This window comes from Caballeronia concitans (assembly GCF_001544615.1).
Taxonomy (GTDB): domain Bacteria; phylum Pseudomonadota; class Gammaproteobacteria; order Burkholderiales; family Burkholderiaceae; genus Caballeronia; species Caballeronia concitans.
In genome coordinates, this window is the sequence record NZ_FCNV02000001.1 from 214,621 (window position 1) to 239,314 (window position 24,694).

23 protein-coding genes are annotated in these 24,694 nt (G+C 64.9%); 14 read left to right on the forward strand and 9 right to left on the reverse strand.

What is annotated here, in order from left to right:
• The first annotated feature begins 406 nt into the window (after positions 1 to 406).
• The 12 genes from gspD to AWB72_RS01025 all read left to right on the forward strand — a co-directional run bounded on the left by gspD (position 407) and on the right by AWB72_RS01025 (position 11,970).
• Positions 407 to 2,872 carry a type II secretion system secretin GspD gene (gene gspD, locus AWB72_RS00970; RefSeq protein ID WP_040052804.1) on the forward strand — a complete coding sequence of 822 codons (2,466 nt, stop codon included), beginning with the start codon at positions 407 to 409 and terminating at the stop codon, positions 2,870 to 2,872.
• Positions 2,869 to 4,389, forward strand: a complete 1,521-nt coding sequence (gene gspE / locus AWB72_RS00975; protein ID WP_374728845.1) for a type II secretion system ATPase GspE — start codon at positions 2,869 to 2,871, stop codon at positions 4,387 to 4,389. Before gspD ends, gspE begins: the two co-directional genes overlap by 4 nt.
• A 16-nt stretch (positions 4,390 to 4,405) precedes the next feature.
• Positions 4,406 to 5,623 (forward strand): type II secretion system inner membrane protein GspF, encoded by a 1,218-nt coding sequence (gene gspF / locus AWB72_RS00980; RefSeq protein WP_040052803.1) that lies wholly within the window; start codon positions 4,406 to 4,408, stop codon positions 5,621 to 5,623.
• On the forward strand, positions 5,623 to 6,036 hold the full coding sequence (locus AWB72_RS00985) for a type II secretion system protein N (RefSeq protein WP_040052802.1): 414 nt from the start codon (positions 5,623 to 5,625) through the stop codon (positions 6,034 to 6,036). The genes gspF and AWB72_RS00985 overlap by 1 nt, the downstream gene beginning before the upstream one ends.
• Positions 6,037 to 6,189: 153 nt before the next feature.
• A complete protein-coding gene (gene gspG / locus AWB72_RS00990; RefSeq protein ID WP_040052801.1) occupies positions 6,190 to 6,654 on the forward strand; it encodes a type II secretion system major pseudopilin GspG in 465 nt (154 codons plus the stop codon).
• Between the two features lie 23 nt (positions 6,655 to 6,677).
• Positions 6,678 to 7,151, forward strand: coding sequence for a GspH/FimT family pseudopilin (locus tag AWB72_RS00995; protein ID WP_040052800.1), 474 nt, complete (start codon positions 6,678 to 6,680; stop codon positions 7,149 to 7,151).
• The gene (gspI, locus tag AWB72_RS01000; RefSeq protein ID WP_040052799.1) at positions 7,151 to 7,537 is read left to right on the forward strand and encodes a type II secretion system minor pseudopilin GspI; all 387 of its coding nucleotides are present in this window, start codon (positions 7,151 to 7,153) and stop codon (positions 7,535 to 7,537) included. Before AWB72_RS00995 ends, gspI begins: the two co-directional genes overlap by 1 nt.
• Positions 7,515 to 8,198 carry a PulJ/GspJ family protein gene (locus AWB72_RS01005; protein WP_084593111.1) on the forward strand — a complete coding sequence of 228 codons (684 nt, stop codon included), beginning with the start codon at positions 7,515 to 7,517 and terminating at the stop codon, positions 8,196 to 8,198. The genes gspI and AWB72_RS01005 overlap by 23 nt, the downstream gene beginning before the upstream one ends.
• Positions 8,195 to 9,310: a type II secretion system minor pseudopilin GspK gene (gene gspK, locus AWB72_RS01010; RefSeq protein ID WP_040052797.1), complete on the forward strand. Its 1,116-nt coding sequence runs from the start codon at positions 8,195 to 8,197 to the stop codon at positions 9,308 to 9,310. The genes AWB72_RS01005 and gspK overlap by 4 nt, the downstream gene beginning before the upstream one ends.
• A gap of 31 nt (positions 9,311 to 9,341) precedes the next feature.
• Entirely contained in the window at positions 9,342 to 10,691 is a 1,350-nt protein-coding gene (gspL, locus tag AWB72_RS01015) for a type II secretion system protein GspL (protein ID WP_087127773.1), read from the forward strand.
• Complete coding sequence (locus AWB72_RS01020; RefSeq protein ID WP_040052883.1) at positions 10,688 to 11,191, forward strand: type II secretion system protein M; 504 nt, start codon at positions 10,688 to 10,690, stop codon at positions 11,189 to 11,191. The genes gspL and AWB72_RS01020 overlap by 4 nt, the downstream gene beginning before the upstream one ends.
• Positions 11,188 to 11,970, forward strand: coding sequence for a type II secretion system protein N (locus AWB72_RS01025; RefSeq protein ID WP_040052795.1), 783 nt, complete (start codon positions 11,188 to 11,190; stop codon positions 11,968 to 11,970). The genes AWB72_RS01020 and AWB72_RS01025 overlap by 4 nt, the downstream gene beginning before the upstream one ends.
• Here the strand turns inward: AWB72_RS01025 and AWB72_RS01030 are convergent.
• A complete protein-coding gene (locus tag AWB72_RS01030) occupies positions 11,967 to 13,544 on the reverse strand; it encodes an efflux transporter outer membrane subunit (protein ID WP_040052794.1) in 1,578 nt (525 codons plus the stop codon). The two genes, AWB72_RS01025 and AWB72_RS01030, sit on opposite strands and share 4 nt — an antisense overlap.
• Positions 13,545 to 13,741: 197 nt before the next feature.
• A complete protein-coding gene (locus tag AWB72_RS01035) occupies positions 13,742 to 14,044 on the reverse strand; it encodes a hypothetical protein (RefSeq protein WP_040052793.1) in 303 nt (100 codons plus the stop codon).
• A gap of 183 nt (positions 14,045 to 14,227) precedes the next feature.
• Between AWB72_RS01035 and AWB72_RS01040 the strand changes: the two genes are divergently transcribed.
• Both AWB72_RS01040 and AWB72_RS01045 read left to right on the forward strand, forming a co-directional pair.
• On the forward strand, positions 14,228 to 14,722 hold the full coding sequence (locus AWB72_RS01040) for a MarR family winged helix-turn-helix transcriptional regulator (RefSeq protein WP_087127774.1): 495 nt from the start codon (positions 14,228 to 14,230) through the stop codon (positions 14,720 to 14,722).
• A gap of 93 nt (positions 14,723 to 14,815) precedes the next feature.
• Positions 14,816 to 16,387, forward strand: a complete 1,572-nt coding sequence (locus AWB72_RS01045) for a DHA2 family efflux MFS transporter permease subunit (RefSeq protein ID WP_040052791.1) — start codon at positions 14,816 to 14,818, stop codon at positions 16,385 to 16,387.
• Positions 16,388 to 16,410: 23 nt separating this feature from the next.
• On the opposite strand, the gene AWB72_RS01050 is transcribed toward AWB72_RS01045, so the two are convergent.
• The 7 genes from AWB72_RS01050 to AWB72_RS01080 all read right to left on the reverse strand — a co-directional run bounded on the left by AWB72_RS01050 (position 16,411) and on the right by AWB72_RS01080 (position 24,632).
• Positions 16,411 to 16,926 (reverse strand): hypothetical protein, encoded by a 516-nt coding sequence (locus AWB72_RS01050; RefSeq protein WP_040052882.1) that lies wholly within the window; start codon positions 16,924 to 16,926, stop codon positions 16,411 to 16,413.
• Between the two features lie 156 nt (positions 16,927 to 17,082).
• Positions 17,083 to 18,702 (reverse strand): glutamate--cysteine ligase, encoded by a 1,620-nt coding sequence (gene gshA, locus AWB72_RS01055; RefSeq protein WP_040052790.1) that lies wholly within the window; start codon positions 18,700 to 18,702, stop codon positions 17,083 to 17,085.
• A 210-nt stretch (positions 18,703 to 18,912) separates the two neighbouring features.
• A complete protein-coding gene (gene ada, locus AWB72_RS01060; RefSeq protein ID WP_040052789.1) occupies positions 18,913 to 19,998 on the reverse strand; it encodes a bifunctional DNA-binding transcriptional regulator/O6-methylguanine-DNA methyltransferase Ada in 1,086 nt (361 codons plus the stop codon).
• A gap of 343 nt (positions 19,999 to 20,341) precedes the next feature.
• Positions 20,342 to 21,679, reverse strand: coding sequence for an ATP-dependent protease ATPase subunit HslU (gene hslU / locus AWB72_RS01065; protein ID WP_040052788.1), 1,338 nt, complete (start codon positions 21,677 to 21,679; stop codon positions 20,342 to 20,344).
• A gap of 12 nt (positions 21,680 to 21,691) precedes the next feature.
• Positions 21,692 to 22,228 (reverse strand): ATP-dependent protease subunit HslV, encoded by a 537-nt coding sequence (gene hslV, locus AWB72_RS01070; RefSeq protein ID WP_040052787.1) that lies wholly within the window; start codon positions 22,226 to 22,228, stop codon positions 21,692 to 21,694.
• Positions 22,229 to 22,593: 365 nt separating this feature from the next.
• A complete protein-coding gene (gene dksA, locus AWB72_RS01075; RefSeq protein ID WP_035962045.1) occupies positions 22,594 to 23,010 on the reverse strand; it encodes an RNA polymerase-binding protein DksA in 417 nt (138 codons plus the stop codon).
• 557 nt (positions 23,011 to 23,567) lie between these two features.
• Positions 23,568 to 24,632, reverse strand: coding sequence for a CobW family GTP-binding protein (locus AWB72_RS01080; protein WP_040052786.1), 1,065 nt, complete (start codon positions 24,630 to 24,632; stop codon positions 23,568 to 23,570).
• Positions 24,633 to 24,694: the final 62 nt, after the last annotated feature.

A 24,694-nucleotide genomic window follows, 5' to 3' on the forward strand; every position in this document is an offset into this window, starting at 1 on the left:
CGGCCCCGGAGCGCGACAATGCGCTGCTAAACGTATGAATAATAAAGTAATGTGTTCGGGTTACAATCCGGCACCTGCGCGGATCCCGTGCGGAACCCATACGGTTTTCAGCCGTCCGATGGAAACCCGCCATACGGTGTATCGGCGGGCTTTCGGAAGGCTTGATACTCGCCGGGAATCATTCGGCAGACGGCCAGAATCTTGGCGACTGCGAGCAACTGCGTCGGCGATTTGAACAAATTCGTTACACAAAGCTGCTATCGTCACATTTTTATAAATAATCGTGGTGGGGCGAATACGCTCGCACCTCGGTCGGCAGCGCCTTCGGATTGGCGAACGGTGCTGCCTTAGCCGGTTAAATTTTTTGAGATCCGGCTCAGACATCACATCCATGAGAAGACAACCTATGGCACTGCGTCGCATGGCGACGGCACTGCTGGCGGCGGGACTTATCGTCGCGCAAGCCGCGCACGCGCAAGTGACGTTGAATTTCGTCAACGCCGATATCGACCAGGTCGCGAAAGCGATCGGTGCGGCCACCGGCAAAACCATCATCGTCGATCCCCGCGTCAAGGGGCAGCTCAACCTCGTCTCCGAAAATCCGGTGCCCGAGGAACAGGCGCTGAAGACGCTTCAGTCGTCGCTGCGCATGCAGGGCTTCGCGCTCGTGCAGGATCACGGCGTTCTGAAAGTCGTGCCCGAAGCCGACGCCAAGCTGCAAGGCGTGCCGACGTATGTGGGCAACGCGCCCGGCGCGCGCGGCGATCAGGTGATCACGCAGGTCTTCACGCTGCGCAACGAATCGGCGAACAACCTGCTGCCGGTGCTGCGCCCGCTGATCTCGCCGAACAACACGATCGCCGCCTATCCGGCGAACAACACGCTCGTGGTTACGGATTACGCCGACAACGTGCGGCGCATCGCGGGCATCATCGCGGGCATCGATACGGCGGCGGGCCGCGAAGTCGATGTCGTCACGCTGAAGAACGCGAACGCCATCGACGTCGCCGAGCAGATGAACAAGCTGCTCGATCCCGGCACCATCGGCAGCACCGACGCGACGCTCAAAGTGACCGTCACGCCGGACGCGCGCACGAATTCGCTGATGTTCCGCGCATCGAGCAGCGCGCGCCTCGCGGCTGCGAAGGCGCTGGCGAAGAAGCTCGACGCGCCCACGTCCGAACCCGGCAACATGCATGTCGTGGCGCTGCGCAACGCCGACGCCACGCGCCTTGCGAAAACGCTGCGCGCCATGATGGGCAAGGGCGGCGGCGGTTCGGACAACACCTCGACCTCGGGCTCGAACACATCGAGCTCGTTCGGACAGAGCGGCCTCGGCAACTCGTCGACATCGACGGGAACCGCCGGCACGCCGCCGCTGCCGGGCGGCTTCGGCGGCGGCAGCAGCTCGGGCACCGGCAACAATCCGATGTCCGGCTCGGGCACCAATCGCGACACCGGCTTCTCGTCCAACAAGGAGAGCGACACCGGCAACGACACGAGCGGCGGCGGCATGATCCAGGCGGATTCGGCGACGAATTCGCTCATCATCACCGCGGCCGATCCCGTCTACCGCAACCTGCGCACCGTGATCGACCAGCTCGACGCGCGCCGCGCGCAGGTTTATATCGAAGCATTGATCGTCGAGCTTTCCGCGACGACGGGCGCGAACCTCGGCATTCAGTGGCAAGGCCTTCTGCTGTCGAACGGCGGCAACAACGCGCTGTACGGCAGCACGAGCTTCGGCTCCGGCAACACGAACATCTTCGATTTGACCGTGCAGGGCAATGCGATCGCGCAGAATCCGTCGTCGATCACGTCGACGACCGGGCTGCTCGCGAACGGCCTGAACATCGGCTTGCTGCACCGCTTCGGCAATCTGTTCGGTCTGGGCGGCCTGCTGCAGGCGCTGTCCACGTCGGCGGACGCCAACATTCTCTCCACGCCGAATCTGATCACGCTCGACAACGAGGAAGCGAAGATCGTCGTCGGTCAGAACGTGCCGGTCGTGACGGGTTCGTACGCGACGCCGACGGCGAACGCGGCGACCTCGGTGACGGCGTTCAACACGTTCGACCGCCGCGACGTCGGCGTGACGCTGCACGTGAAGCCGCAGATCACCGAAGGCGGCGTGCTGAAGATGCAGATCTATCAGGAAGATTCGAGCGTTGATGCCACGACCAAGGCCGATCCGGGCGGCGTGACCATCAACACGCGCTCGGTGCAATCGACCATTCTGGCCGACGACGGCGAGATCGTCGTGCTCGGCGGCTTGATGCAGGATCAGTACAACAACAACAACAGCAAGATTCCGCTGCTCGGCGACATTCCGTTCATCGGCAGCCTGTTCCGCAGCGAAAGCAAGACGCGCACGAAAACGAACCTGATGGTGTTCCTGCGCCCGGTCATCGTGCGCGATCAGGCGACGGCCACGCAGATCGCGAATACGCGCTACGACTATCTGCGTCAGCAACAATACGGATCGACGACGGATAACCGCATCATCAAGGATCAGAACGTTCCGGTGATGCCGCCGAAGCCGCTCGGCCCGAGCGAAGGCGGTGGCGCGCCGGCCCAGAATCTGCTGGACTGGAACAATCTGACGCGCGGCGTGCCGAGTACGACGCTGCCTCAGGATCCGAACGCCGGTCCCGCGCCGCAGCCGTATCAGCAGGCGCCGCAGAGCACGAATCCGCCGCCCGCGAACGGTGCGACGAACGCCGTGCCCGGTAACGCCGCGACCAACGCGATGCCCGGCAACGCCGCGACGAACGCGCTGCCGGGCAACGCCGCGACGAGCAACTACGCGGTGCCTAACAACACGCCGAGCGCGCGGCCGCTCGAAAGCAGTCCGACAGGAGCCCGACCGTGAGCACGGTGAACGCGGTAGCCGAAAGCACGAACCTCAGCGCCGATGCGGCCGAGCACGGGCCCGCGACGGCCGCGTCGCCGCTCGCCGCGCGGCTCGTGCCTTACGGCTTCGCGCGGACCGGGCAGATTCTGCTCGCGCATCAGCATGCGGACAGCATCGAAGTGTGGATCAGCGAGCGCACGAGCGATGCCGCGCTCGCCGAAGTCGCACGCAATTTCGGCGCGCTGTCGATTCAGCGCAAACCCGCCGACGAGCTCGCCGCCGCGATCAACTCCGCGTACGCCCGCAACGACGGCAGCGCGGCGCAGGTGGTCGGCGAAGTGGAAGGCGAAGTCGATCTGTCGCGTCTGATGCAGGACATTCCGGAAGTCGAAGACCTGCTGGAATCCGAAGACGACGCGCCGATCATCCGCATGATCAACGCGCTGCTGACGCAGGCGGCGCGCGAACAGGCGTCGGATATTCACATCGAGCCGTTCGAGAACGCGTCGGTGGTGCGGTTTCGCGTCGACGGCACGCTGCGCGACGTCGTCCGCCCGAAGAAGGCGCTGCACGGCGCGCTGATCTCGCGGATCAAGATCATGGCGCAGCTGGATATCGCCGAGAAACGTTTGCCGCAGGACGGCCGCATCACGCTGCGCGTCGGCGGCCGTCCGGTCGATGTCCGGGTGTCCACGCTGCCGACCGGCCACGGCGAACGTGCGGTGCTGCGTCTGCTGGAAAAGGACGCGCAGCGCCTGAATCTCGAAACGCTCGGCATGGCGCGCGACACGCTCGTCCACTTCGACAAGCTGATCGGCAAGCCGCACGGCATCGTGCTCGTGACCGGGCCGACGGGTTCCGGCAAGACGACCACGCTTTATGCGTCGATGTCGCGGCTGGAAACCACGACCACCAACATCATGACGGTGGAAGACCCGATCGAATACGACCTGTCTGGCATCGGGCAGACGCAGGTGAACGAGCGCATCGGCATGACGTTCGCGCGGGCGCTGCGCTCGATTCTTCGTCAGGATCCGGACATCATCATGATCGGTGAAATTCGCGACCTGGAAACCGCGCAGATCGCGGTGCAGGCTTCGCTGACCGGTCACCTCGTGCTCGCGACGCTGCACACGAACGACGCCGCGTCCGCCGTCACGCGTCTCACCGACATGGGCGTCGAGCCGTATCTGCTGGCGTCGTCGCTGCTGGGCGTGCTCGCGCAGCGGCTCGTGCGGCAGCTGTGTCCGGTGTGCAAGGAAGCGCGCGAGGAAGAAGACGGCGTGAAGCACTGGCATCCTGTCGGTTGCGACCGATGCGGCCAGTCCGGCTACGTGGGCCGTCGCGGTGTGTACGAACTTCTGCTGATCGACGACGCCATTCGTCCGCTGATCCATCGCAACGCCGCCGACGCCGAGATTCTCGCGGCGGGCCGCGCGAACGGCATGCGCACGCTGCGCGAGGACGGCGACCGCTGGCTGGCGGCGGGCGTGACGTCGCTCGAAGAAGTGCTGCGCGTGACCGGTGGCGATTAAGGGCGGAGCGTAACGTATGCCAGCTTTCCGTTTCGAAGCGATCGACCACGCGGGCAAGACGCAGACCGGCGTGCTCGATGCCGACAGTGCCCGCGCCGCGCGCAGCCAGTTGCGCACGCAAGGGCTGACGCCGCTCGTCGTCGAGGCCGCGGGCACGCGCACGCGCGGGGAACGGCAGCAGCGGCTCTCGCTGGGACGCCGTCTGTCGCAGCGCGAGCAGGCCATCCTGACGCGCCAGCTCGCGAGTCTCCTGATCGCGGGCTTGCCGCTCGGCGAAACGCTTCAGGTGCTGACCGAGCAATCCGAGCGCGATTACATCCGCGAACTGATGGCCGCGATCCGCGCCGAAGTGCTCGGCGGGCATTCGTTCGCCAATGCGCTCGCGCAGCATCCGAAAGACTTTCCCGAGATTTATCGCGCGCTCGTCGCGGCGGGCGAGCACACCGGCAAGCTCGGGCTCGTGCTGTCGCGTCTCGCCGATTACATCGAGCAGCGCAACGCGCTCAAGCAGAAGATCATTCTCGCGTTCACGTATCCGGGCATCGTGACGATCATCGCGTTCGGCATCGTCACGTTTCTGCTGAGCTATGTCGTGCCGCAAGTGGTGAACGTGTTCGCCAGCACGAAGCAGGCGCTTCCGTTCCTCACCGTGATGATGATGGCGCTCTCCGCCTTCGTTCGAAGTTACTGGTGGGCGGTGCTGATCGGCGTCGCGGTGATCGCGTGGCTCGTGCGGCGTATTCTGTCGCGGCCCGGACCGCGCCTGGCGTTCGACCGCTGGCTCCTGACCGCGCCGCTCGTCGGCAAGCTGGTGCGCGGCTATAACACCGTGCGCTTCGCCAGCACGCTCGCCATTCTGACCGCCGCCGGCGTGCCGATCCTGCGCGCGCTGCAAGCCGCCGGCGAAACGCTCAGCAATACCGCGATGCGCAATAACGTCGACGACGCCATCGTGCGGGTGCGCGAAGGCTCGTCGCTGTCGCGCGCGCTCGGCAACACGAGGACGTTTCCGCCCGTGCTCGTGCATTTGATCCGCTCCGGCGAAGCCACCGGCGACGTCACCACGATGCTCGACCGCGCCTCCGAAGGCGAGGCGCGCGAGCTCGAACGCCGCACGATGTTCCTGACGAGCCTGCTCGAACCGTTGCTGATTCTGGCGATGGGCGGCGTGGTGCTGGTCATCGTGCTCGCGGTGATGCTGCCGATCATCGAACTGAATAATCTGGTGCAGTAATGAACGCCCTTCAAACTCGGTTACTGACGCTTGCCGCCCTCGCGCTCTTTTGCGTGACGGTGACGTACTGGGTCGTCACGCTGACCTCGCGCCAGACCGCGCCGCTGCCCGCCGCCGCCGCGACGCGCACGCCGTCGGTGGAACAGGCCGCGACCATTTTCGGCGGACAGCTCGACCGGCAAGCGAACTCGGACGTGCATCTGTTCGGCATTCTCGCGCTGCAAGGCGGCGCGGCGGCCATCGTCAGCTACGGCGGCGAACCGGCGCGCGCGGTGTCGCTCGGCAGCGCGCTCACGCAGGGAGTGAAGCTCTCGGAAGTGCGGCCGCGTTCGATCATCATCGAACGTAACGGTGCGAAGTCGGAAATTTTCCTGCCGGCGATGCCGCCCGGACCGACGATCTACGTGCGCTGACCGCGCGGCGATCGCTGCGTCGCGCGTTGACTGCTGTCACGGCGCGGTGTTCAGGGATGGATAGAATCCCCGGCGGCTCCGGTCATCCGTCAAGCCGCTTATTCTTTAATCAAAAGCGGGCGCAAGCCCAGAATCAACAACGAGGTAGCAGTCATGCAAATGTGGACGCAACGCCGCATGGAAATCACCCAGGCCAAGGCGCGCCGTCAACGGGGCTTCACGCTTATCGAAATCATGGTCGTGATCGCGATTCTCGGCATTCTCGCCGCGCTGATCGTGCCGAAGATCATGAGCCGTCCGGACGAAGCGCGCCGCGTGGCCGCGAAGCAGGACATCGGCACCATCATGCAGGCGATGAAGCTGTATCGCCTCGACAACGGCCGCTATCCGACGCAAGAGCAAGGCTTGCGCGCGCTGATCGAGAAGCCGTCGACGGAACCGGTGCCGAACAACTGGAAGGACGGCGGCTATCTGGAACGCCTGCCGGCCGATCCGTGGGGCGGCCAGTATCAATATCTGAATCCGGGCGTGCACGGCGAAATCGACGTGTTCAGCTACGGCGCAGACCAGAAAGCGGGCGGCGAAGGCAACGATGCCGACGTCGGCTCGTGGCAATAGCCATCGCGTAGTTGAGGATCAGCGTGAACGGGCATCGAAAAGCGCGTCGTCAGGCAGGTTTCACGCTGCTGGAAATGCTCGTCGTGCTGGTGATCGCCGGCTTGCTCGTGTCGCTCGCGTCGCTGCAGCTCACGCGCAATCCGCGCACCGACCTGAACGAGGAAGCGCAGCGGCTTGCGCTGTTGTTCGAATCCGCGGGCGACGAAGCCCAGGTGCGCGCGCGGCCGATCGCCTGGCAGCCCACCGACGGCGGCTTTCGCTTCGATATCCGCACCGACGACGGCTGGCGTCCGCTGCGCGACGACCTGCTTCGCGCGCGGCGCTGGGAAGGCGGCGTGACCGGCGTGACGATTCAATTTCTCGATTCGGACAAGTCGGTGAGCCGGCTCGTTTTCGGCACGGAAGCCATCGATACGCCGATGGAAATCACGCTCGTGTCGGCGGCGGGCCGCGCGACGATCATCGGCAGCGGCAACGGCCGCTTTCAGGTGCGGTGATGCGCGCGCGATCCAGAACCGCCGGCTTCACGATGATCGAAGTGCTCGTCGCGCTCGCGATCATCGCGGTGGCGCTCGCGGCGTCGCTGCGCGCGGTCGGCTCGCTCGCGACGGGCGAAGCGGACTTGCATCGGCGGCTGCTCGCGGGCTGGAGCGCGGACAACGAACTCGCGCAGCTTCGTCTCGCGCGCGCGTTTCCGGACATCGGCTCGCGCACGTTCGACTGCTCGCAAGGCAATCTGAAGCTCGTCTGCACGCAGCGCGTCACCGCGACGCCGAATCCGATTTTCCGGCGCGTGGAAATGCTCGTGTCGACGCCCGGCCGTTCCGGCTATCTCGCGCAAATGGTCACGGTGGTGGCGAATGAAACGAACCGCTCGCTCTGAGGCCCGGCGCACGGGTCGGCGGCAGCGCGGTTTCACGCTGCTGGAAATGCTCATCGCCATCGCGATTCTCGCGGTGATCGCGGTGCTGTCGTGGCGCGGCCTCGATTCGATCATCCGTTCGCGGGCGACCATCACGAATTCGATGGAAGACGAGCGCGTGGTCGCGCAGTTGTTCGACCAGATGCGCATCGACGCGCGCCAGGCCGCAACCGACGACGAAGCCGGCCAGCCCGCCGTGTCGCTCGGCAACGGGTCGCTGCAAATCGTGCGCGGCGTGTTCGCGCCGAACACCGCGCCGCGCCTTCAGGTGGTGCGGTATCGGCTGACGAACGGGCGCATCGTGCGGTACGCGTCGCCGCCGCTCGAAAACGTGGGTGAAGTGCGGCGCGCGCTGTCATCGGGCGGTACCACCGATGGCTGGAGCGCCGTGCCGCTGATGGGCGGCGTGGGTTCGCTGGCCGCGCGCGTCTATATTCCGGCGAAAGGCTGGACGACGCGCATGGCCGACGTGCTCTCGCAGATCAACGACAACGACAACAACCTGAAGGTGCCGCAACTCGGCAACGCGCCGCTCGCGCGCGCGGTGTCGGGCATTCAGGTGGCGGTCGGCGCGCCGAATCTGCGCGTGCCGATCACGCGCGTGTTCCTGGTCGGAGAATGACGATGCGCGCATCGGGCCGAAGCGGAAAACAACGCGGCGTCGCGATCATCAGCGCGCTGCTGGTCGTCGCGCTGTCCGCCATTCTCGTGTCGGGCATGTTGTGGCGGCAGCAAGTGCAGGTGAGGCGCATCGAGAATCAGCGGCTGCTTGCGCAGGCGCAGTGGATTTCGCGCAGCGCGCTGGACTGGACGCGGCTGATTCTGCGTTCCGAAGCGGATACGTCGCCGACCGTCACGTATCTCGGCGGCGTGTGGGGCGTGCCGATCGCGAAGACGAAGCTCTCCGATTTCCTCGGGCAGATCGGCGAAGTGCGCGCGCAGGAAGGCGCGCAGACGTATCTGTCCGGCTCGATCGAGGACGCGCAGGCGAAGTTCAACCTGCGCAATCTGGTCGCCACGCCGACGCCCGGCGTGCTGACCATCAACGTGCAGCAGATTCAGTCGTTTCAGCGGCTGTTGACGCTGCTCGGCATCAACGGATCGCTCGCGAAGACGGTGGCGTTGCAGATGCGCGCGGGACTCGCGCGTTCCGCGACGCGCTTTCAGACGCAGACCGGCAACGGCACGAGCCTCGCGACGACGAATCCGGAAGAGACGATGGCCGCGATCGCGCAAGGCGGCGGCACGGGCGGCGGCAATTTCACCGACGATCCCGGCATGAAGGACGCCGACAGCAACGCGCCCGTCGCCCCGCTGCAAATGATCAGCGTGGACTCGCTGCTCGACGTGCCGGGTTTTTCGGCGGAAGCGGTCGCGAAGCTCCGCAAGTTCGTGACCGTGCTGCCGACGACGACGCCCGTCAACATGAACACCGCGCCCGCCGAAGTGATCGCGGCGGTGGTGGAAGGCATGAGTCTGTCGCAGGCGCAGGCGTTCGTCGCGCGACGCGAGACGGTGTTCTTCCACGACGCCGGCAACGTGCAGCTCGCGCTGACCGGCGCGGGCGTGAAATCGACGTCGATCGATCCGAGCGAGTTCGACGTCACCACGCGCTATTTCGTGATTCACGGGCGCGTCGACCACGAGCGCGCGCAGCTCGAGCGCACGACGCTCGTGTACCGCGACCCGACGACGCACACCACGCGCATCGTCTACACGCGCGACGCGCTCTGATGACGATGTTTCTGACAAGAGGAAGTGGCCTTTGAGCACACTGATCGTTCTATTGCCGCCGCGCGATCCCGCGGTGCGCTCGCAGGAATGGCATCTGCCGGACCTGCCGTTCTTGCTGCTGGACAAGCGCGGCCAGACCCAGCGCGCCGGCCGCGCGGCGGTCGGCCTTCTGCCGCACGCCAGCGCGACGGTGCTGATCGTCGCCGCGCGCGACACCCTGCTGCTCGCCGCCGCCGTGCCGCCGCTCAAAGGGCCGCGGCTGCGCCAGGCGCTGCCGAACGTCGTCGAGGATCAACTGATTCAGGACCCGCAGACGTGTCACATCGCAGTCGATCCCGCCGCGCTCGCGGATGGGCGTCGCGTGGTCGCGGTCATCGATCGCGGGTGGTTCCGCTTCGTGTGCGACGCATTCATGTCGGCGGGGCATCGGAATTTGAAAGCGGTGCCGGCCATGCGCTGCCTGCCGGTGCCGGCCGCGCAAGCTGTCGAACCCGTTGAAGGTGCCGAAGCCGTCGAAGGCGAAGCCGTCGTGCAAACGCCGTTCATCGCGGGATTGCTCGGCAACGTGGTATCGACCGCGCCCGCGCTGATCGGCGAACTGGCGGCGACCGCGCCCGCCGCGACCGCACCGCGCGTGGAAATCGCGATTGCGCGCGGCGAAGGCGCGGCGCTCGGCGAAGGGCTCGCGCTGCCGGCGGATTCCATCGCGTCGACGCTCGCCGCGCTCGCGGGCGATCACGCGCTCACGCTGTATTCGCTCGTCGATCTTCCGGGCGACGAGCCGCGTCTCGCGTCCTCGCGCACGAGCGCGGTCATGATGGACGCGCATCCGCTCGCGTTCGAAGCGTTCGCGCGGCAGGCGCTCGCGAGCCGCTTCGACCTGTGCCAGTTCGAATTCGCCGCGCAGCCGTGGCGCCTCGATCGCGCGACGATGCGTCGCCTGCGCGTGCCGATCGCGCTCGTGGCGGCGTCGGTCATCGTGTCGATCATCGGTATCAACGTGCAATGGCTGCAGCTTGCGCGTCAGCGCGACGCCATCGCCGCGCAGATGACCGAACTGCTGCTCAACGCGTTCCCGAAAACGACCGTCGTGCTCGACGCGCCCGATCAGATGTCGCGCAACCTCGACCGGCTGCGCGTGGCGTCGGGCGAGCTGTCGCCGTCGGATTTCCTTTCCCTCGCCGACGGCCTCGCGCGTTCGCTCGGTCCGGTGCCGGTGAACGGCATCGCCGGGCTGGACTATCGCGAGCGGCATCTGGAAGTCACCTTCAAGCCGACCACCAAGGTCGATCCCGACCTGTCGAAGCGCCTCGCCGCGAACGGCCTGAACGGCGCAATCGACACCAACACCGGCAAATGGATGATCAGGAGCGGCCAATGAAAGCGGAAATCGGACAGACGCTTTCCGAGTTCTGGGAAGCGCGCACGCCGCGCGAAAAGACGCTGCTGCTGTGGGGCGGCGTGGCGCTCGGCATCGTGCTGATTTATCTCGTGCTGTGGGCGCCGGCTTACGAAGGCCGCGAGCGCCTGCGTCAAACATTGCCGACGATGCAGCGCCAGCTCGCGACGATGACCGCGCAAGCCAACGAAGCGCGTTCGCTCGCGGGCAGCGCGGAAGGCGTGACGCCGACCGGCGGCGCACTGCGTGATGCGCTCGCGAAGTCGCTCGCCGACAGCGGCATGCAGCCGACGCAGGTTCAGGTGATCGGCGCGGCGGTGCAGATCCAGTTGAAGAACGCGTCGTTTCCGAACTGGACGATGTGGCTCGACGACGCGCGCAAGCAGTTCAAGGTGCAGGTCTCGGAGGCGCACGTGACCGCGCTTCAGCCGGACGGTCAGGTGGATCTGACGGCATCGCTGCAACCGGCCACGGTCAAATGAGCTACTGGACGCGCAGAATCCGGCTCGCCCTGCCCGGACTTTTCGTGATGGTGATTTCGATTGCGGGCACGCTGCTCGCGATGATGCCCGCCGCGTGGATCACGCCGCAGTTCGCGCGCGCGACGGGCGGCCACGTGAATCTCGTCGATCCGGCAGGTTCGCTTTGGCACGGCTCCGCGACGCTGATGCTCGCGGCGGGCGGCGACGGCGGCGGCGCGACGCTGCTGCCGGGGCGCATCGAATGGACGACGGCGTTCTGGCCGCTCTTCACGGGCCGCGTCCACATGACGATGCGCCAGACCGAAGCGATGCCCGACGCGGTGATCGTGGACGCCACGCTGCGTGGCGCGTCGCTTTCGCCCGGCGCGATGGCCGTGCCCGCGACGCTGCTCGCCGGGCTCGGCGCGCCGTTCAATACGCTGAACTTCGATGGAACCGTGCGGCTTTCGTGGACCGAATTCCGCGTGCTGGGGCGCAACGCCTACGGGCAATTCGTCGTGACGCTCGACGACATGGCTTCGCGCGTATCGCGGGTGAAGCCGCTCGGGTCGTATCGCGTGGCGTTGCAGGCGCAGGGCGCATCGGCGGCGATCGATCTTTCGACGACCAAAGGGCCGCTATTGCTGACCGGCAACGGGACGGTGGCGCAGGGACAGACGTCGTTCGAAGGCGTCGCGAAGGCCGAGCCGCAGCAGCGCGAGAATCTCGCCGGCTTGCTTAATCTGCTCGGACGGCATACCGATCCGGATACCGTCGCCCTGACGTTCGCGCGGTATTAGACGGCCGGCTTCTGCGCTACCGACGTTGCCGCGGCGGAAGGCGCGGACGCAGCGGAAGGCGCTTCGACGCCGCCCGTTTCGCGATCCATCTGCCCGGCGTCCCACCCGCCGCCCAGCGCCTTCACCAGCCCGACCGACGACACCATCCGCTGCCCCGCGATGTTCGCGAGCTTCTGCTGCGCGGTGAACGCGGTCGTCTGCGCGGTCAGCACGCTGATGAACGCGACGGTCCCCGCCTTGTACTGATTGTTGATGATCGCCAGCGCCTGCTGCGCCGATTCGACCGCCTGCTGCTGCACGACGATTTCCCGCTCGAGAATACGCAGCGACGCGAGATTGTCTTCGACATTCTGGAACGCGCTCAGCACGGTCTGCCGATACGTCGCGACGTTCTGATCGTAGGCGGCGCGGGCCGCGTCGGTGCGGGCGGCGCGCAGACCGCCGTCGAAAATGGTCGCGGCGATATCCGGCCCGAGCGTCCAGAAGCGCGACGGCGCGCGCAGCAATTGCGACAGCACCGAACTCTCGAAGCCGCCCTGCGCCGACAGCGTCAGCGACGGAAAGTAAGCCGCGATTTCGATGCCGATCTGTTCGTTCGCCGCCGCCGCCTTCCGCTCGGCGGACGCGATGTCCGGACGCCGTTCGAGAATCGCCGACGGCATTTCGGCGGGCACGGTCGGCGGCGTGGCGTCGAGCGGAATCGGCGGAATGGAGAATGTGGACGCCGGTTCGCCGACGAGCGCCGCAATCGCGTGCTCGTACTGCGCGCGCGCGATGCCGTTATCGATCGCGGATGCCTGCGCCGACTGCAACTGCGTCTGCGCCTGAATCACGTCCGAGCGTGCGACGATGCCCTGTGCATACTGATTCTGCGTGAGCTTGAGCGATTGCTGGTAAGCCGCGACGGTATCGTCGAGCAGCCTTTGCTGGGCGTCGAGCGAGCGCAATTGAAAGTACGTCTGCGCGAGCGTGGCCTGCGCGGAGAGGCGCGCGTTCGCGAGATCGGCGGCGGCGCCCTGCTGCCCGGCCTTCTGCGCATTCACGGTTCGCCCGATGCTGCCCCACAGGTCCGGCTCCCACGTCGCATCGAGCGAGAGGCTGAACTGGTTGTTGATCGACCCCTGCTGGCCGAAGCTCGAACTGGCCGTCGACCGGTTGCCGGCGCCGGTTCCGGAACGCGAAGCCGAAGCAGACGCGCCGATCGTCGGGAAATACGCCGCCCTTGCCTCGCCGACGAGCGCCCGCGCCTGCCGATACGCCGCCGCGTATTGCGCGATGCTCTGGTTCGACTGATTCAGCCGCGTTTCGAGATCGTCGAGGCGTGTGTCGTTGTAGATGGTCCACCACGCGCCGCGATCGAACTGATCGGACGGCTGCGCGACTTTCCAGCCTTGCGGCGCTTCCTTGTAGCTGGCCGGCATCGGCGTGGAAGGACGCTGATAATTCGGGCCGACCGCGCAGCCTGCAAGCGACACGGCGAGCGCGGCTGCAATGGCGATGGCGCTGAACTGCCGCACGGAGCGGTGAGCGGCGCGAGCGGAGGACGAGACGGAAGCGGCGGAGCGAGACGGCATCTGCTTGTGGAAATCCTGTCGGCGGCGGTTCGTCCAGTGCGACGAACGCGGTCAGCCGAAATAGTAACGGAACGCCCGCGAGGCAGCGGGAGGCGGGCGTCGGGCAGACGTTAGCGTAACGGCTTCGCCGTAAGCCTGGTGTTACGCGGATGGAGGATTGAGTTACGGCGCGTTACTGCGGCGCGCGCGGGAGCCGGTCAGCGGCCCGTCGCGCCGCAGCTTCCGGTGCAGGGCGGCGTCGGTGCGGCGAGCATGCGGCGCTCGGCGGCGGCTTTGGCAGGCTTGGCGGGCTTTGCGGAAGCCTGCTTTCTGCGATTGCGGTTTTCGAACCATCCCATTGCGAGCACCGCGAACGATCCGCCCGGCAGCAGGAACACGATCAGATAAAGCGCAAGCTTCCACGCGTTCAGCTTCGACGGAACGAACTGACGGGAAGCACGGGCGATCGTGCTGCTGACATCGCCGAAGCGTCGGCGGGCGGTGCGGGCGAGGCGGGTCATCGGATGGTCCTGGGGGCGTCGGAAATCGACGCGGCTGGCGTCAAAACATGGTCTCGGGTGGCGCATGGAGCGCTTAACTCGTTGGTTTAAATAATATTGACTGAGCAAGTATTTTTCAAGATACTACCGCCAGCTTTTTCGAACCTGTTGTTTCGCGGCACGCCGCACCGACGTCATATCTGCATGGACAGCGAACCGCTCTACGATCCCGCCACGATTCAGCTCGAAACCAGCCTCGGCTATCACTTGGCGAAGGCGCGCAACGTGTTGATCGCGCGGACCGATCAGGCGCTGAAGCCGCTCGATCTGACGTCGCAGCAGATCGGCGTCATTCTTTGTCTGTCGTCCGGGCGGGCGCGCACGCCGCTGGAACTGTCGAGGGAAATGTCGTACGACAGCGGCTCCATGACGCGCATGCTCGACAGGCTCGAAAAGAAAGGCTTCGTGCGCCGCACGCGTAGCGACGCGGACCGGCGCATCGTCGAACTGAGGCTCACCGAGCGCGGACAGGAAGCGGCGGCGCGCCTGCCGGCCATCGGCGCGACGGTGCTCAACGAGCAGTTGCGCGGGTTCAGCCGCGCTGAGCTGGATTCGCTCATCGGCATGCTGGCGCGCATCATCGGCAATTCGCCGGGCGACGATTGTGCCGGCTGCGCGCTCGACGACGAAGCCGACTAAAAACCTTCGCTGCATCGGCGTCATTTGCCCATTTCACTGTCTGGGCAGAGAATGTCGCGACACTCAATTACGAACGGCTGGAGCACAAGAAAAATGTCAACGACCGCAACCACGACACCGCCCGATCCCGCCGCCCCGCCCGCCCCGACGCCGCTCGCGGGAGGCGTGCTCGCGCTGCTGACGATGGGCCTCGCGCTCGGCACGTTCATGGAAGTGCTCGATACGTCCATCGCGAACGTCGCCGTGCCGACGATTTCCGGCAGCCTCGGCGTCGCGACGAGCGAAGGCACGTGGGTCATTTCCTCGTATTCGGTGGCGTCGGCGATCGCGGTGCCGCTGACCGGCTGGCTCGCGCGGCGCGTCGGCGAGGTCAAGCTCTTCACGATTTCCGTGCTGCTGTTCTCGGTCGCCTCGGCGCTTTGCGGCTTCGCGCACAACTTCGAGTCGCTGATCGCGTTCCGGCTGCTGCAAGGGCTCGTGTCCGGCCCGATGGTCCCGCTTTCGCAAACCATCCTCATGCGCAGCTATCCGCCGGAGAAGCGCGGCCTCGCGCTCGGTCTCTGGGCGATGACCGTCATCGTCGCGCCGATCTTCGGCCCCGTGATGGGCGGCTACATCACCGATAACTACACGTGGCCGTGGATCTTCTATATCAACGTGCCGATCGGTATATTCTCGGCGGCTATCGCGTACTTCCTGCTGCGCGGCCATGAAACGAAAACGACGAAGCAGCGCATCGACGGCGTGGGGCTGACGCTGCTCGTGGTCGGCGTCGCGAGCCTGCAGATGATGCTCGACCTCGGCAAGGACCGCGACTGGTTCAACTCGACGTTCATCGTCGCGCTGGCAATCGTCGCGGCGGTGTCGCTCGCGTTCATGTTCGTGTGGGAGATCACGGAAAAGGAGCCGGTCATCGACCTTTCGCTGTTCCGTGACCGCAATTTCGCGATGGGCGTGCTCATCACGTCGCTCGGCTTTCTCGCGTTTTTCGGCTCGGTGGTCGTGCTGCCGCTCTGGCTGCAAACCGTGCTCGGCTATACGCCGTGGCTCGCGGGCCTGGCGACGGCGCCCGTCGGCATTCTCGCGCTCGTGCTTTCGCCGATGATCGGCCAGAACATGCATCGCATGAATCTGCGCGTGGTGGCGAGCTTCGCGTTCGTCGTGTTCGCGCTCGTGTCGTACTGGAACTCGACGTTCACGCTCGATACCCCGTTCCACGACATCGTTTATCCGCGTCTCGTGCAGGGCATCGGCGTGGCGTGCTTCTTCGTGCCGATGACGACGATCACGCTCTCCAGCGTCAGCGACGACCGGCTCGCGGGCGCGGCGGGGCTCTCGAATTTTCTGCGGACGCTTTCGGGCGCAATCGGCACGGCCGTCAGCACGACGTTCTGGGAAAACGACATGATCCGCCATCACGCGGTACTGACCGAATCGGTCACGGCGTACTCGCCGGCGACGACGGATTATTCGAGCACGCTGTCCGGCATCGGCCTGTCGGGGCAGGCGCTCACGGCGCAACTGGAACGCGTGGTGACGGCGCAGGCGTACATGATGTCGACGAACGACTTCTTCCGCATTTCCTTCTATGCGTTCCTGGTGCTCGCCGCGATGGTCTGGCTGACGCGTCCGAAAAAAGGCGCGTCAGCGTCGATGGGACACTGAGACGAATCGCCGATCCGCCCGCGTCACTGCGGCGCGAGCGGCGTGACCGACTGCGCGGGCTGGCTCTCGAGATTGAGCGGCACCGGCTGCGGCGGCGGCGGAGCCTGCACCGCTTGCGGCGTCGCATTGGCGGGCCGCGGTGCGCCGTTGCGCACGAACTGCTTGAAGTCCGCGCCGGCCGCCCACGGATTCGGCTCGCAGCCGAGCGGGTTCTCGCAGTGCGCGGCGAATCCGATCGTCGCCGTGCCTTCGTTGCTCGGCGTCTTGGTGATCTGATACGCGAGCGCGCGCTTGCCGCTCGATGGTCCGGCGGTCTGGATGATCGAATCCGTGATGGCCTGCAGCTTGTACTCGGAGTGATTCGTGACCCAGACTTGCGCGCGCGCCCACCACGCGTCGCATTCGAGCTTGCTCATGCACGTGAGCGGCGCGGTGGCCTGTTCCATCGTCTGGCTGCTCACCTGTGTTTCCGCTGCGCAGCCGGCGAGCAAGGCGAGCGACGCAGCCGCGCTTATCACGCTTGTTAGTTTGTGGTTCATCGCATCCCTCATTGCTTCATCGTTGGCGTCGCCGGTTGATCAAGAGCCAATTTTCGACCCTCCATCGACGATGATGTTCGGTGCGTTTCCCTCTGTTGCAAAACGAGTAATTCTTTCCTCAGACGCAACGGGCGCGGCAAGAAAAACCTGCAGCGTTCACGCGCCGACGCGATCGAGCTTGTAGTCGCGATAAGCCATCACGAACGAATCGAACGATTCGGTTTCGCTGCGCTCGATGGCGGCCTGCTCTTCCAGCGACTTCGCCGCGAGCGCTTCCATGTCACGTTCCTCGCCGGCCGGCAGCGGATTAGCGCGATAGTGCTGCGCGTGCCGAAGGCTCAGATCGAGCGCGAACGCGGCGAAAGATTGCTGCTTGTCGCGCATGGTCTCGAGCACCCGCGCGGAGGGCGTGAGCGACGCATCCGCGATGCGCGGGCGAAGCGCGTTCAGCGCGCGCACGTGATCGTCGGTGCCGATGAGCGCATCCAGCGTGCGCGCGACCGGCTCGATGGCATCGAACAGTTCGTTCGCCCATTGCTGCATGGGTACCGGCGCGCCGTCGCGATGAAGCATGAGCCCCGGCTTGCGCCCTTGCTTGGCGATTGCGCTGAAGTTGTCGTTCGCTTCCACGCTCGCTTCGCGCGGCAAAAGCGGACTGTCTTCGAGCGCGCAATAGAGCAGATAGGCATCGAGAAAGCGCGCGGTTTCCAGCGAAATGCCGGCCGGCGCGAACGGGTCGATGTCCAGACAGCGGACTTCGATGTACTGCACGCCGCGCTCGGACAGCGCATGCAACGGCCGCTCGCCGGATCGCGCGATGCGCTTCGGACGGATCGTCGAGTAGAACTCGTTTTCAATCTGCAGCACGTTGGTGTTGATCTGCACCCACTCGCCGTCGCGCTGCGTGCCGATGGCCTCATAAGGCGCGTACGGCTGGCTCACGGCTTTGGCGAGCACGCCGAGATACGCGTCGAGGTCGTCGTAGCTCGGCAAAAGGTCCGCCTGCGCGGGGTTGTTCGTGTAGCCGAGATCGCTCATGCGCAGGCTGGTCGCGTGCGGGAGATAGAACGTGTCGGCATCGAAGGTTTCGAGCGAATGCGTCTTGCCTTCGACAAAACGCTTGTCCAGCGCCGGCGACGCGCCGAATAGATACATCAGCAGCCAGCTCGTGCGCCGGAAGTTGCGGATCAGCGCGAAATAGCGCTCGGAGCGGAAATCCTGCTCGGACAGCGTGTTCGCCGGATCGAGCGCCTGCCATGCGCGCCAGACTTGATCGTCGAGCGAATAGTTATAGTGAATGCCCGCGATGCATTGCATCGTGCGGCCATAGCGCAGCGAAAGTCCTTGCCGATACACATGCTTCAGCTTGCCGATGTTCGACGTGCCGTAACGGCCGATCGGAATCTGATCGTCGGGCGGCAGCGCGTTGGGCATGGAGTTGTTCCACAACAGCTCGTCGCCGAGATGCGCGTACGTGAAGCGATGAATCGCGTCGAGACGGTCGATGGCATGCGCCGCATCGGACTCGGCGGGCGTGATGAGTTCGACGAGCGCTTCGGAATAATCGGTCGTGATGAGCGGATGCGTCAGCGCCGAGCCGAGCGCGCGCGGATGCGGCGTCATGGCGAGCTTGCCGTCGGGCGTCACGCGCAGGCTTTCTTTTTCGATGCCGCGCAAGCCTTGGCGCAGGGCATCGGCATTCGGACCGGATGCGAGCGCGGCAAGCCTGCGCTGATAGGCGCCGGCTGCGGGGTGAGCGGGATTCTTGTTTGCCATTGAAGCGGTCTGCGAAGAGCGCGAGCGGCTCGCGCCCGGTCATATTTTCGGGTAGCGGGCACTTTAACATCTCGATGTTTCGCGTGCTTGAGGCGACGTCAGGCAAGGATTTGCGCGATTTGGCGGCCATCGCGCAGGCAAGATGACGGAGACAAAAACGCCCGCGCGTCTTTCGACGGCGGGCGCTTCCTTGCTTCGATTTCCCTTCGTTCAGGCGACCTTGCCGGCTTCGTCGTGCGCGCGCTCGGTGTCGAGCAGCTTCTCCTTGCGCGCCATTCCCCAGCGATACCCCGCGATCGCGCCGTCCTTGCCGATCACGCGATGACACGGAATGGCGAGCGCCACCGGATTCGACGCGCACGCGTTCGCCACCGCCCGCACCGCGCCCGGCGATCCGACCGACGCGGCGATCTCCGTGTAGCTGCGCGTCTGTCCGTACGGGATTTGCCGCAGCGCGTCCCACACGCGACGCTGAAACGCGGTCGCGCCGATGTCGAGCGGCAGGTCGAATCGCTCGCGCGTGCCTTGCAGATACGCGCGAACCTGTTCGACGAACGGCGCGAGATGCGCGGCATCCTCGATGCGCTCGGCCAGTGCGAAATCCGCCGCGAGCTGGTTCGCGAGCGCGTCGCGGTCGTCGCCGAAAGCGATCTTGCAGACGCCCTTTTCCGTCGCGGCGATCAGCACGATGCCGAGCGGCGTGTCCGCGATGGAATAGCGCACCGTCAGCCCCGCGCCCTTGCGCCGATACGCCGATGGCGTCATGCCCAACTCCGCCGCCGCCGATTCGTACATGCGCGACGGCGAACCGAAACCGGCGTCGTGCGTGGCGCGGGTCACGTCGCGGCCGCGCTGCAACGCGTCGCGCAGGACGTCCGCGCGTTGCGCGGCCTGATACTGCCGCGGCGAAATGCCGACGATCCGCGAAAACAGCCGCTGCAAATGGAACGGGCTGACGTGGACGGCATCGCTCAGTTGCGCGAGCGTGATGCGCTGCTGCGGATCGGCGTCGAGCACCTTGCACGCGCGCTCGACGATCGCGAGTTCGCGCGGCAGGCTCGTCGGCCGGCAGCGCTTGCACGGGCGATATCCAGCGGCGGCGGCTTCGTCCGTCGTCGCGAAGAAAGACACGTTCTCGCGACGTGGCGCCCGCGACGCGCACGATGGCCGGCAGAAGACGCCGGTCGTGCGGACGGCGAAGAAGAACGCGCCGTCGGCGCGGGCGTCGCGCTCGGCGACGGCTTGCCAGCGGCTTTCGTCGGACTGATATTGGGGATCGATGCGAACGGTATTCATGATGACCTCGCGGGCTTCAGGGTACGCGTCCACTGTAGAGCCGCGCCGACGAGGTTACGCGCCGTTTCTTGCGCTGTCATTGGCCGGTTCGTCCAGCGCTGACACAAAAAGTGACGCACAGATACCACACATCGACGCCATAGGGGTTTTTACTAAAAAAACTATTGCGTCGCATCAACCCGCTGTGTATGATTGGAACTGTCTCCTCCATGTCTCCTCCTGATATGGATTCAGCCCGCCAACTAGGCGGGCTTTTTTTCGTCCGTACGTTCCGTGCGTATTTCGTGCGATGGACGAAAAAAACCGGGCGCGCGGCCCGGTTTTTCGCTGACGACGCTGCCGCTTACAGCACGTAGCGCGACAGATCCTCGTCCTGCGCCACGTCGCCGAGCGCGCGATCCACATACGCCGCGTCGATCTTCACCGGCTGGCCGGCGTGATTCCCCGCCGCGAACGACACCTCTTCCAGCAGCTTCTCGATGACCGTATAAAGCCGCCGCGCGCCGATGTTCTCCGTTTTCTCGTTGACCGAATATGCGATCTCGGCGAGCCGGCGGATGCCGTCGTCGGCGAAATCGAGTTCGACGCCTTCGGTGGCGAGCAGCGCCTTGTATTGCTTGACGAGGCTCGCGTCGGTCGAATTCAGGATGGATTCGAAGTCTTGCACCGAGAGCGAATCCAGTTCGACGCGAATCGGAAAGCGGCCCTGCAGTTCGGGAATCAGATCGCTCGGCTTCGCGAGATGAAACGCGCCGCTCGCGATGAACAGAATGTGATCCGTCTTGATCATCCCGTACTTCGTGTTGATCGTCGTCCCTTCGACGAGCGGCAGCAGATCGCGCTGCACGCCCGCGCGCGACACTTCGGCCCCGCCGACTTCACTGCGCGACGCGATCTTGTCGATTTCGTCCAGAAACACGATGCCGTTCTGCTCGACGTTCTGCACCGCGCGGCTCTTGACCTCTTCGTCGTTGAGCATCTTGCCGGCTTCTTCGTCGGTCAGAAGCTTGAGCGCTTCCTTGACCTTCACCTTGCGGCGCGTTTTCTTGCCGCCGCCGATGTTCGCGAACATCGAACGAATCTGCTCGGTCATGTCTTCCATGCCCGGCGGCCCCATGATGTCCATGCCGACCTGCGGCATTTCGACATCCAGCTCGATTTCCTTGTCGTCGAGCGAGCCTTCGCGCAGACGCTTGCGGAAGGTCTGGCGCGTGGCGTTGTCGCCTTCGCCGCTGGTTTCGGCCGCGCCGAAACCGACCGGGCGCGCGCTCGGCAGCAGAATATCGAGGATGCGGTCTTCGGCGCGATCCTCGGCCTTCGTGCGCACCTTCTTCATCTCGGATTCGCGCGTCTGCTTGACCGAAATCTCGATCAGATCGCGCACGATGCTGTCCACATCGCGGCCCACGTAGCCGACTTCGGTGAACTTCGTCGCTTCGATCTTGATGAACGGCGCATCCGCGAGTTTGGCGAGACGCCGCGCGATTTCCGTCTTGCCGACGCCCGTCGGCCCGATCATCAGAATGTTCTTCGGCGTGATTTCCTGGCGCAGCGGCTCGGCGACCTGCTGACGACGCCAGCGGTTGCGCAGCGCGACGGCGACGGCTTTCTTCGCGCGTCCCTGACCGATGATGTGCTTATCGAGTTCGGAGACGATTTCGGAGGGAGTCATGGTGGTCATCGCTTGGGTCCTTTATTCGATCGTCTCGATGACGCGATTGTGATTGGTGTAGATGCACATGTCGCCGGCGATGGTCAGCGCCTTTTCGACGATATCGCGCGGCGAAAGCTCGGTGTTCTCCGCGAGCGCCTGCGCGGCGGCTTGCGCGTACGCGCCACCGGAGCCGATCGCGCAGATGCCGTTTTCGGGATCGAGCACGTCGCCGTTGCCGGTGATGACGAGCGTCGCGTCCTTGTCGGCGGTGATCAGCATGGCTTCGAGCCGGCGCAGCATGCGGTCGGTGCGCCAGTCCTTCGCCAGTTCGACGGCGGCGCGCGTCAGATTGCCCTGATGCTTTTCGAGCTTGGCTTCGAAACGGTCGAGGAGCGAGAACGCGTCGGCGGTGCCGCCGGCGAATCCGACCAGCACCTTGCCGCCATAAATGCGCCGCACCTTCTTGGCGCCGCCTTTCATGACGATGTTGCCGAGCGTCACCTGACCATCGCCGCCCAGTGCGACCTTGCCGCCGCGTCGCACGGAGACGATGGTCGTGCCGTGAAATTGTTCCATGTGCGTTCCTTAAGAAAACGGAAGAACGCGGGCGGCTGAGCGTTGAGTGACGAGCCGCCACGCAGTCGAGAATTCGATGGAGAGCACGGCGCGGGGTTCCGCCGGCCGGATGAGGCCCGAGGCGAACGGCGCCGCGCGCGCGCCTTCGTGTGAGCGGGCGCGTTCTGCTTATCTTAGGGCGCGGCGGGAGATATCAAGTGCGCGGTTGCAGCTCGGTCCCGGCGCGTTTTGGCGATGGAAAAAACAAAAAGGCACACGTCGAATCGTGTGCCTTTTTCATTGCGCCGCGGACGGCGAAGCCATTTCTCGCGGCGGCGTGTTCCCCGTTGCGGGCGGTCCCGCGACGTCGCCTCGCGGCTGGCGCTTCAGTCGCCGAAGAGCTTCTGACGCAGCTCGCGGCGTTCCTGCGCTTCGAGCGAGAGCGTGGCGGTCGGACGCGCGATCAGACGCGGAATGCCGATCGGCTCGCCCGTTTCTTCGCACCAGCCGTAATCGCCGGACTCGATGCGCGCGAGCGATTGCTGCACCTTCTTCAGGAGCTTGCGTTCGCGATCACGCGTGCGCAGTTCCAGTGCGTGCTCTTCCTCGATGGTCGCGCGATCCGCCGGGTCCGGCACGATCACCGTTTCCCGCAGATTTTCGGTCGTCTGCCCGGCATTCTTGAGAATGTCCGCTTGCAACTGCTCGAGCCGGTTCTTGAAGAAGGCGAGTTGTTCCTCGTTCATGTAGTCCTTCTCGCTCATCTTCAGGATTTCGGCTTCGGTCAAGAGTTTCGTTGTCATCTGCTTGCTTCTTCAATGTAGGGCGATGTCTTCGCAACGCCCGCACTTGCGTTACCCGCATGCCTGCAGCGTTTTGGCATCACGCGACACTCGATGCGGGGCCGAACTCCTCTGGAACCGATACTGGATGCTGCTCCGAAACGGCCACGCGGCTTCCGTTCCGGCCCGGGCGCGCTGCTCTGACCGTCTCTCCCCGGCCAGCCGAGACATCGTCCCGTGAGGCATCCTTTCTAGTGACATCCGCCGGGAAACGTCGATCGACGCGCGCCGTACGGGTCTGCCCTTCTCCAGTGGGGCTGTATTGTAACTGAACCGCAATTTCCGACGATAACGAGGAAAACCCTGTCAAAAACTGTCGGAATTTCAAAAATATAACGCGTGAACGTACAAAAAGCGATGTCGCTTCGTGGGCGCGATTACACATATCGAGCGAAATGCTCCACGAAAAACGCCGCACGCGAAAATCGCGGCGGCGTGGGTCGGCATCGCCCGAAGCGCCATGCAGCGCAACGGCATGCGCAAGCGAGATGCGTGCCGGATGCGCGTGGCGCGGCGTCTTACTTCACGAGACAGGCGTCGAGGCCGTCGATGATCAGATCCTTCGGCAGCTCGATCCCGATGAACACCATCTTGCTGTTCTTCTTTTCGATCGGCAGCCACTTGCCCGCGAGGTCGCTGCCCATCATCTGATGCACGCCCTGGAACACGACCTTGCGGTCCACGCCCTTCATATAGAGCACGCCCTTGTAGCGCAGCAGCCGCTCGCCGTAGATCTGCAGGATGCCGCCGAGGAAGTCTTCGAGGCGGTTCGGATCGAACGGCTTGTCGCTGCGATACACGAACGACTTGATCTTGTCGTCGTGATGCGCGTGATGATGGTGGTGGTGATGCTCGTGATCGTGGCTGTGGTCGTGACCGCACGTCGAGTGGTCATGATCGTCATCATGAGCGTGGTCGTGCGCGTGATCGTCTTCCGCGAGGAAGTCCGGATCGATCTCCAGCTTCGAATTCAGATTGAAGCCGCGCAGGTCGAAGATTTCCTTGATGTCCGCTTCGCCGAAATTGACGACCTTGATCGCCGCGCGCGGATTCATGTGCAGCAGGCGATGCTTCAGCGCTTCGAGTTCGTCGGCGGAAACGAGATCGGACTTCGTGACGAACAGGCGATCCGCGAAACCGACCTGGCGCTGCACCACTTCCTGCTGATCGAGCTGCGTGTTCGCGTGCTTCGCGTCGACGAGCGTGATGATCGCGTCGAGCAGGAATTCGTCGGCGACGGTGTTATCCATGAAGAACGTCTGCGCGACCGGACCCGGATTCGCGAGACCGGTCGTTTCGATCACCACGCGGTCGAAATCGAGCGTGCCGGCTTTCTTGCGGTTCGCCAGATCTTCGAGCGCGCGCGCCAGATCGCCGCGAATCGTGCAGCAGATGCAGCCGTTGCTCATCTGAATGATCTGCTCGTTCGTGTCCTGCACGAGAATTTCGTTGTCGATGTTCTCTTCGCCGAACTCGTTCTCGATCACGGCGATCTTCATGCCGTGCTTCTCGTTCAGGATGCGCTTGAGCAGCGTGGTTTTGCCGCTGCCCAGAAAGCCGGTCAGGATGGTTACGGGAATCATGGTGTCGCCTGTTTCCTTGTCAGTGTTCGGGGATCGCGTCGAATCGCTTATTGGAACATATT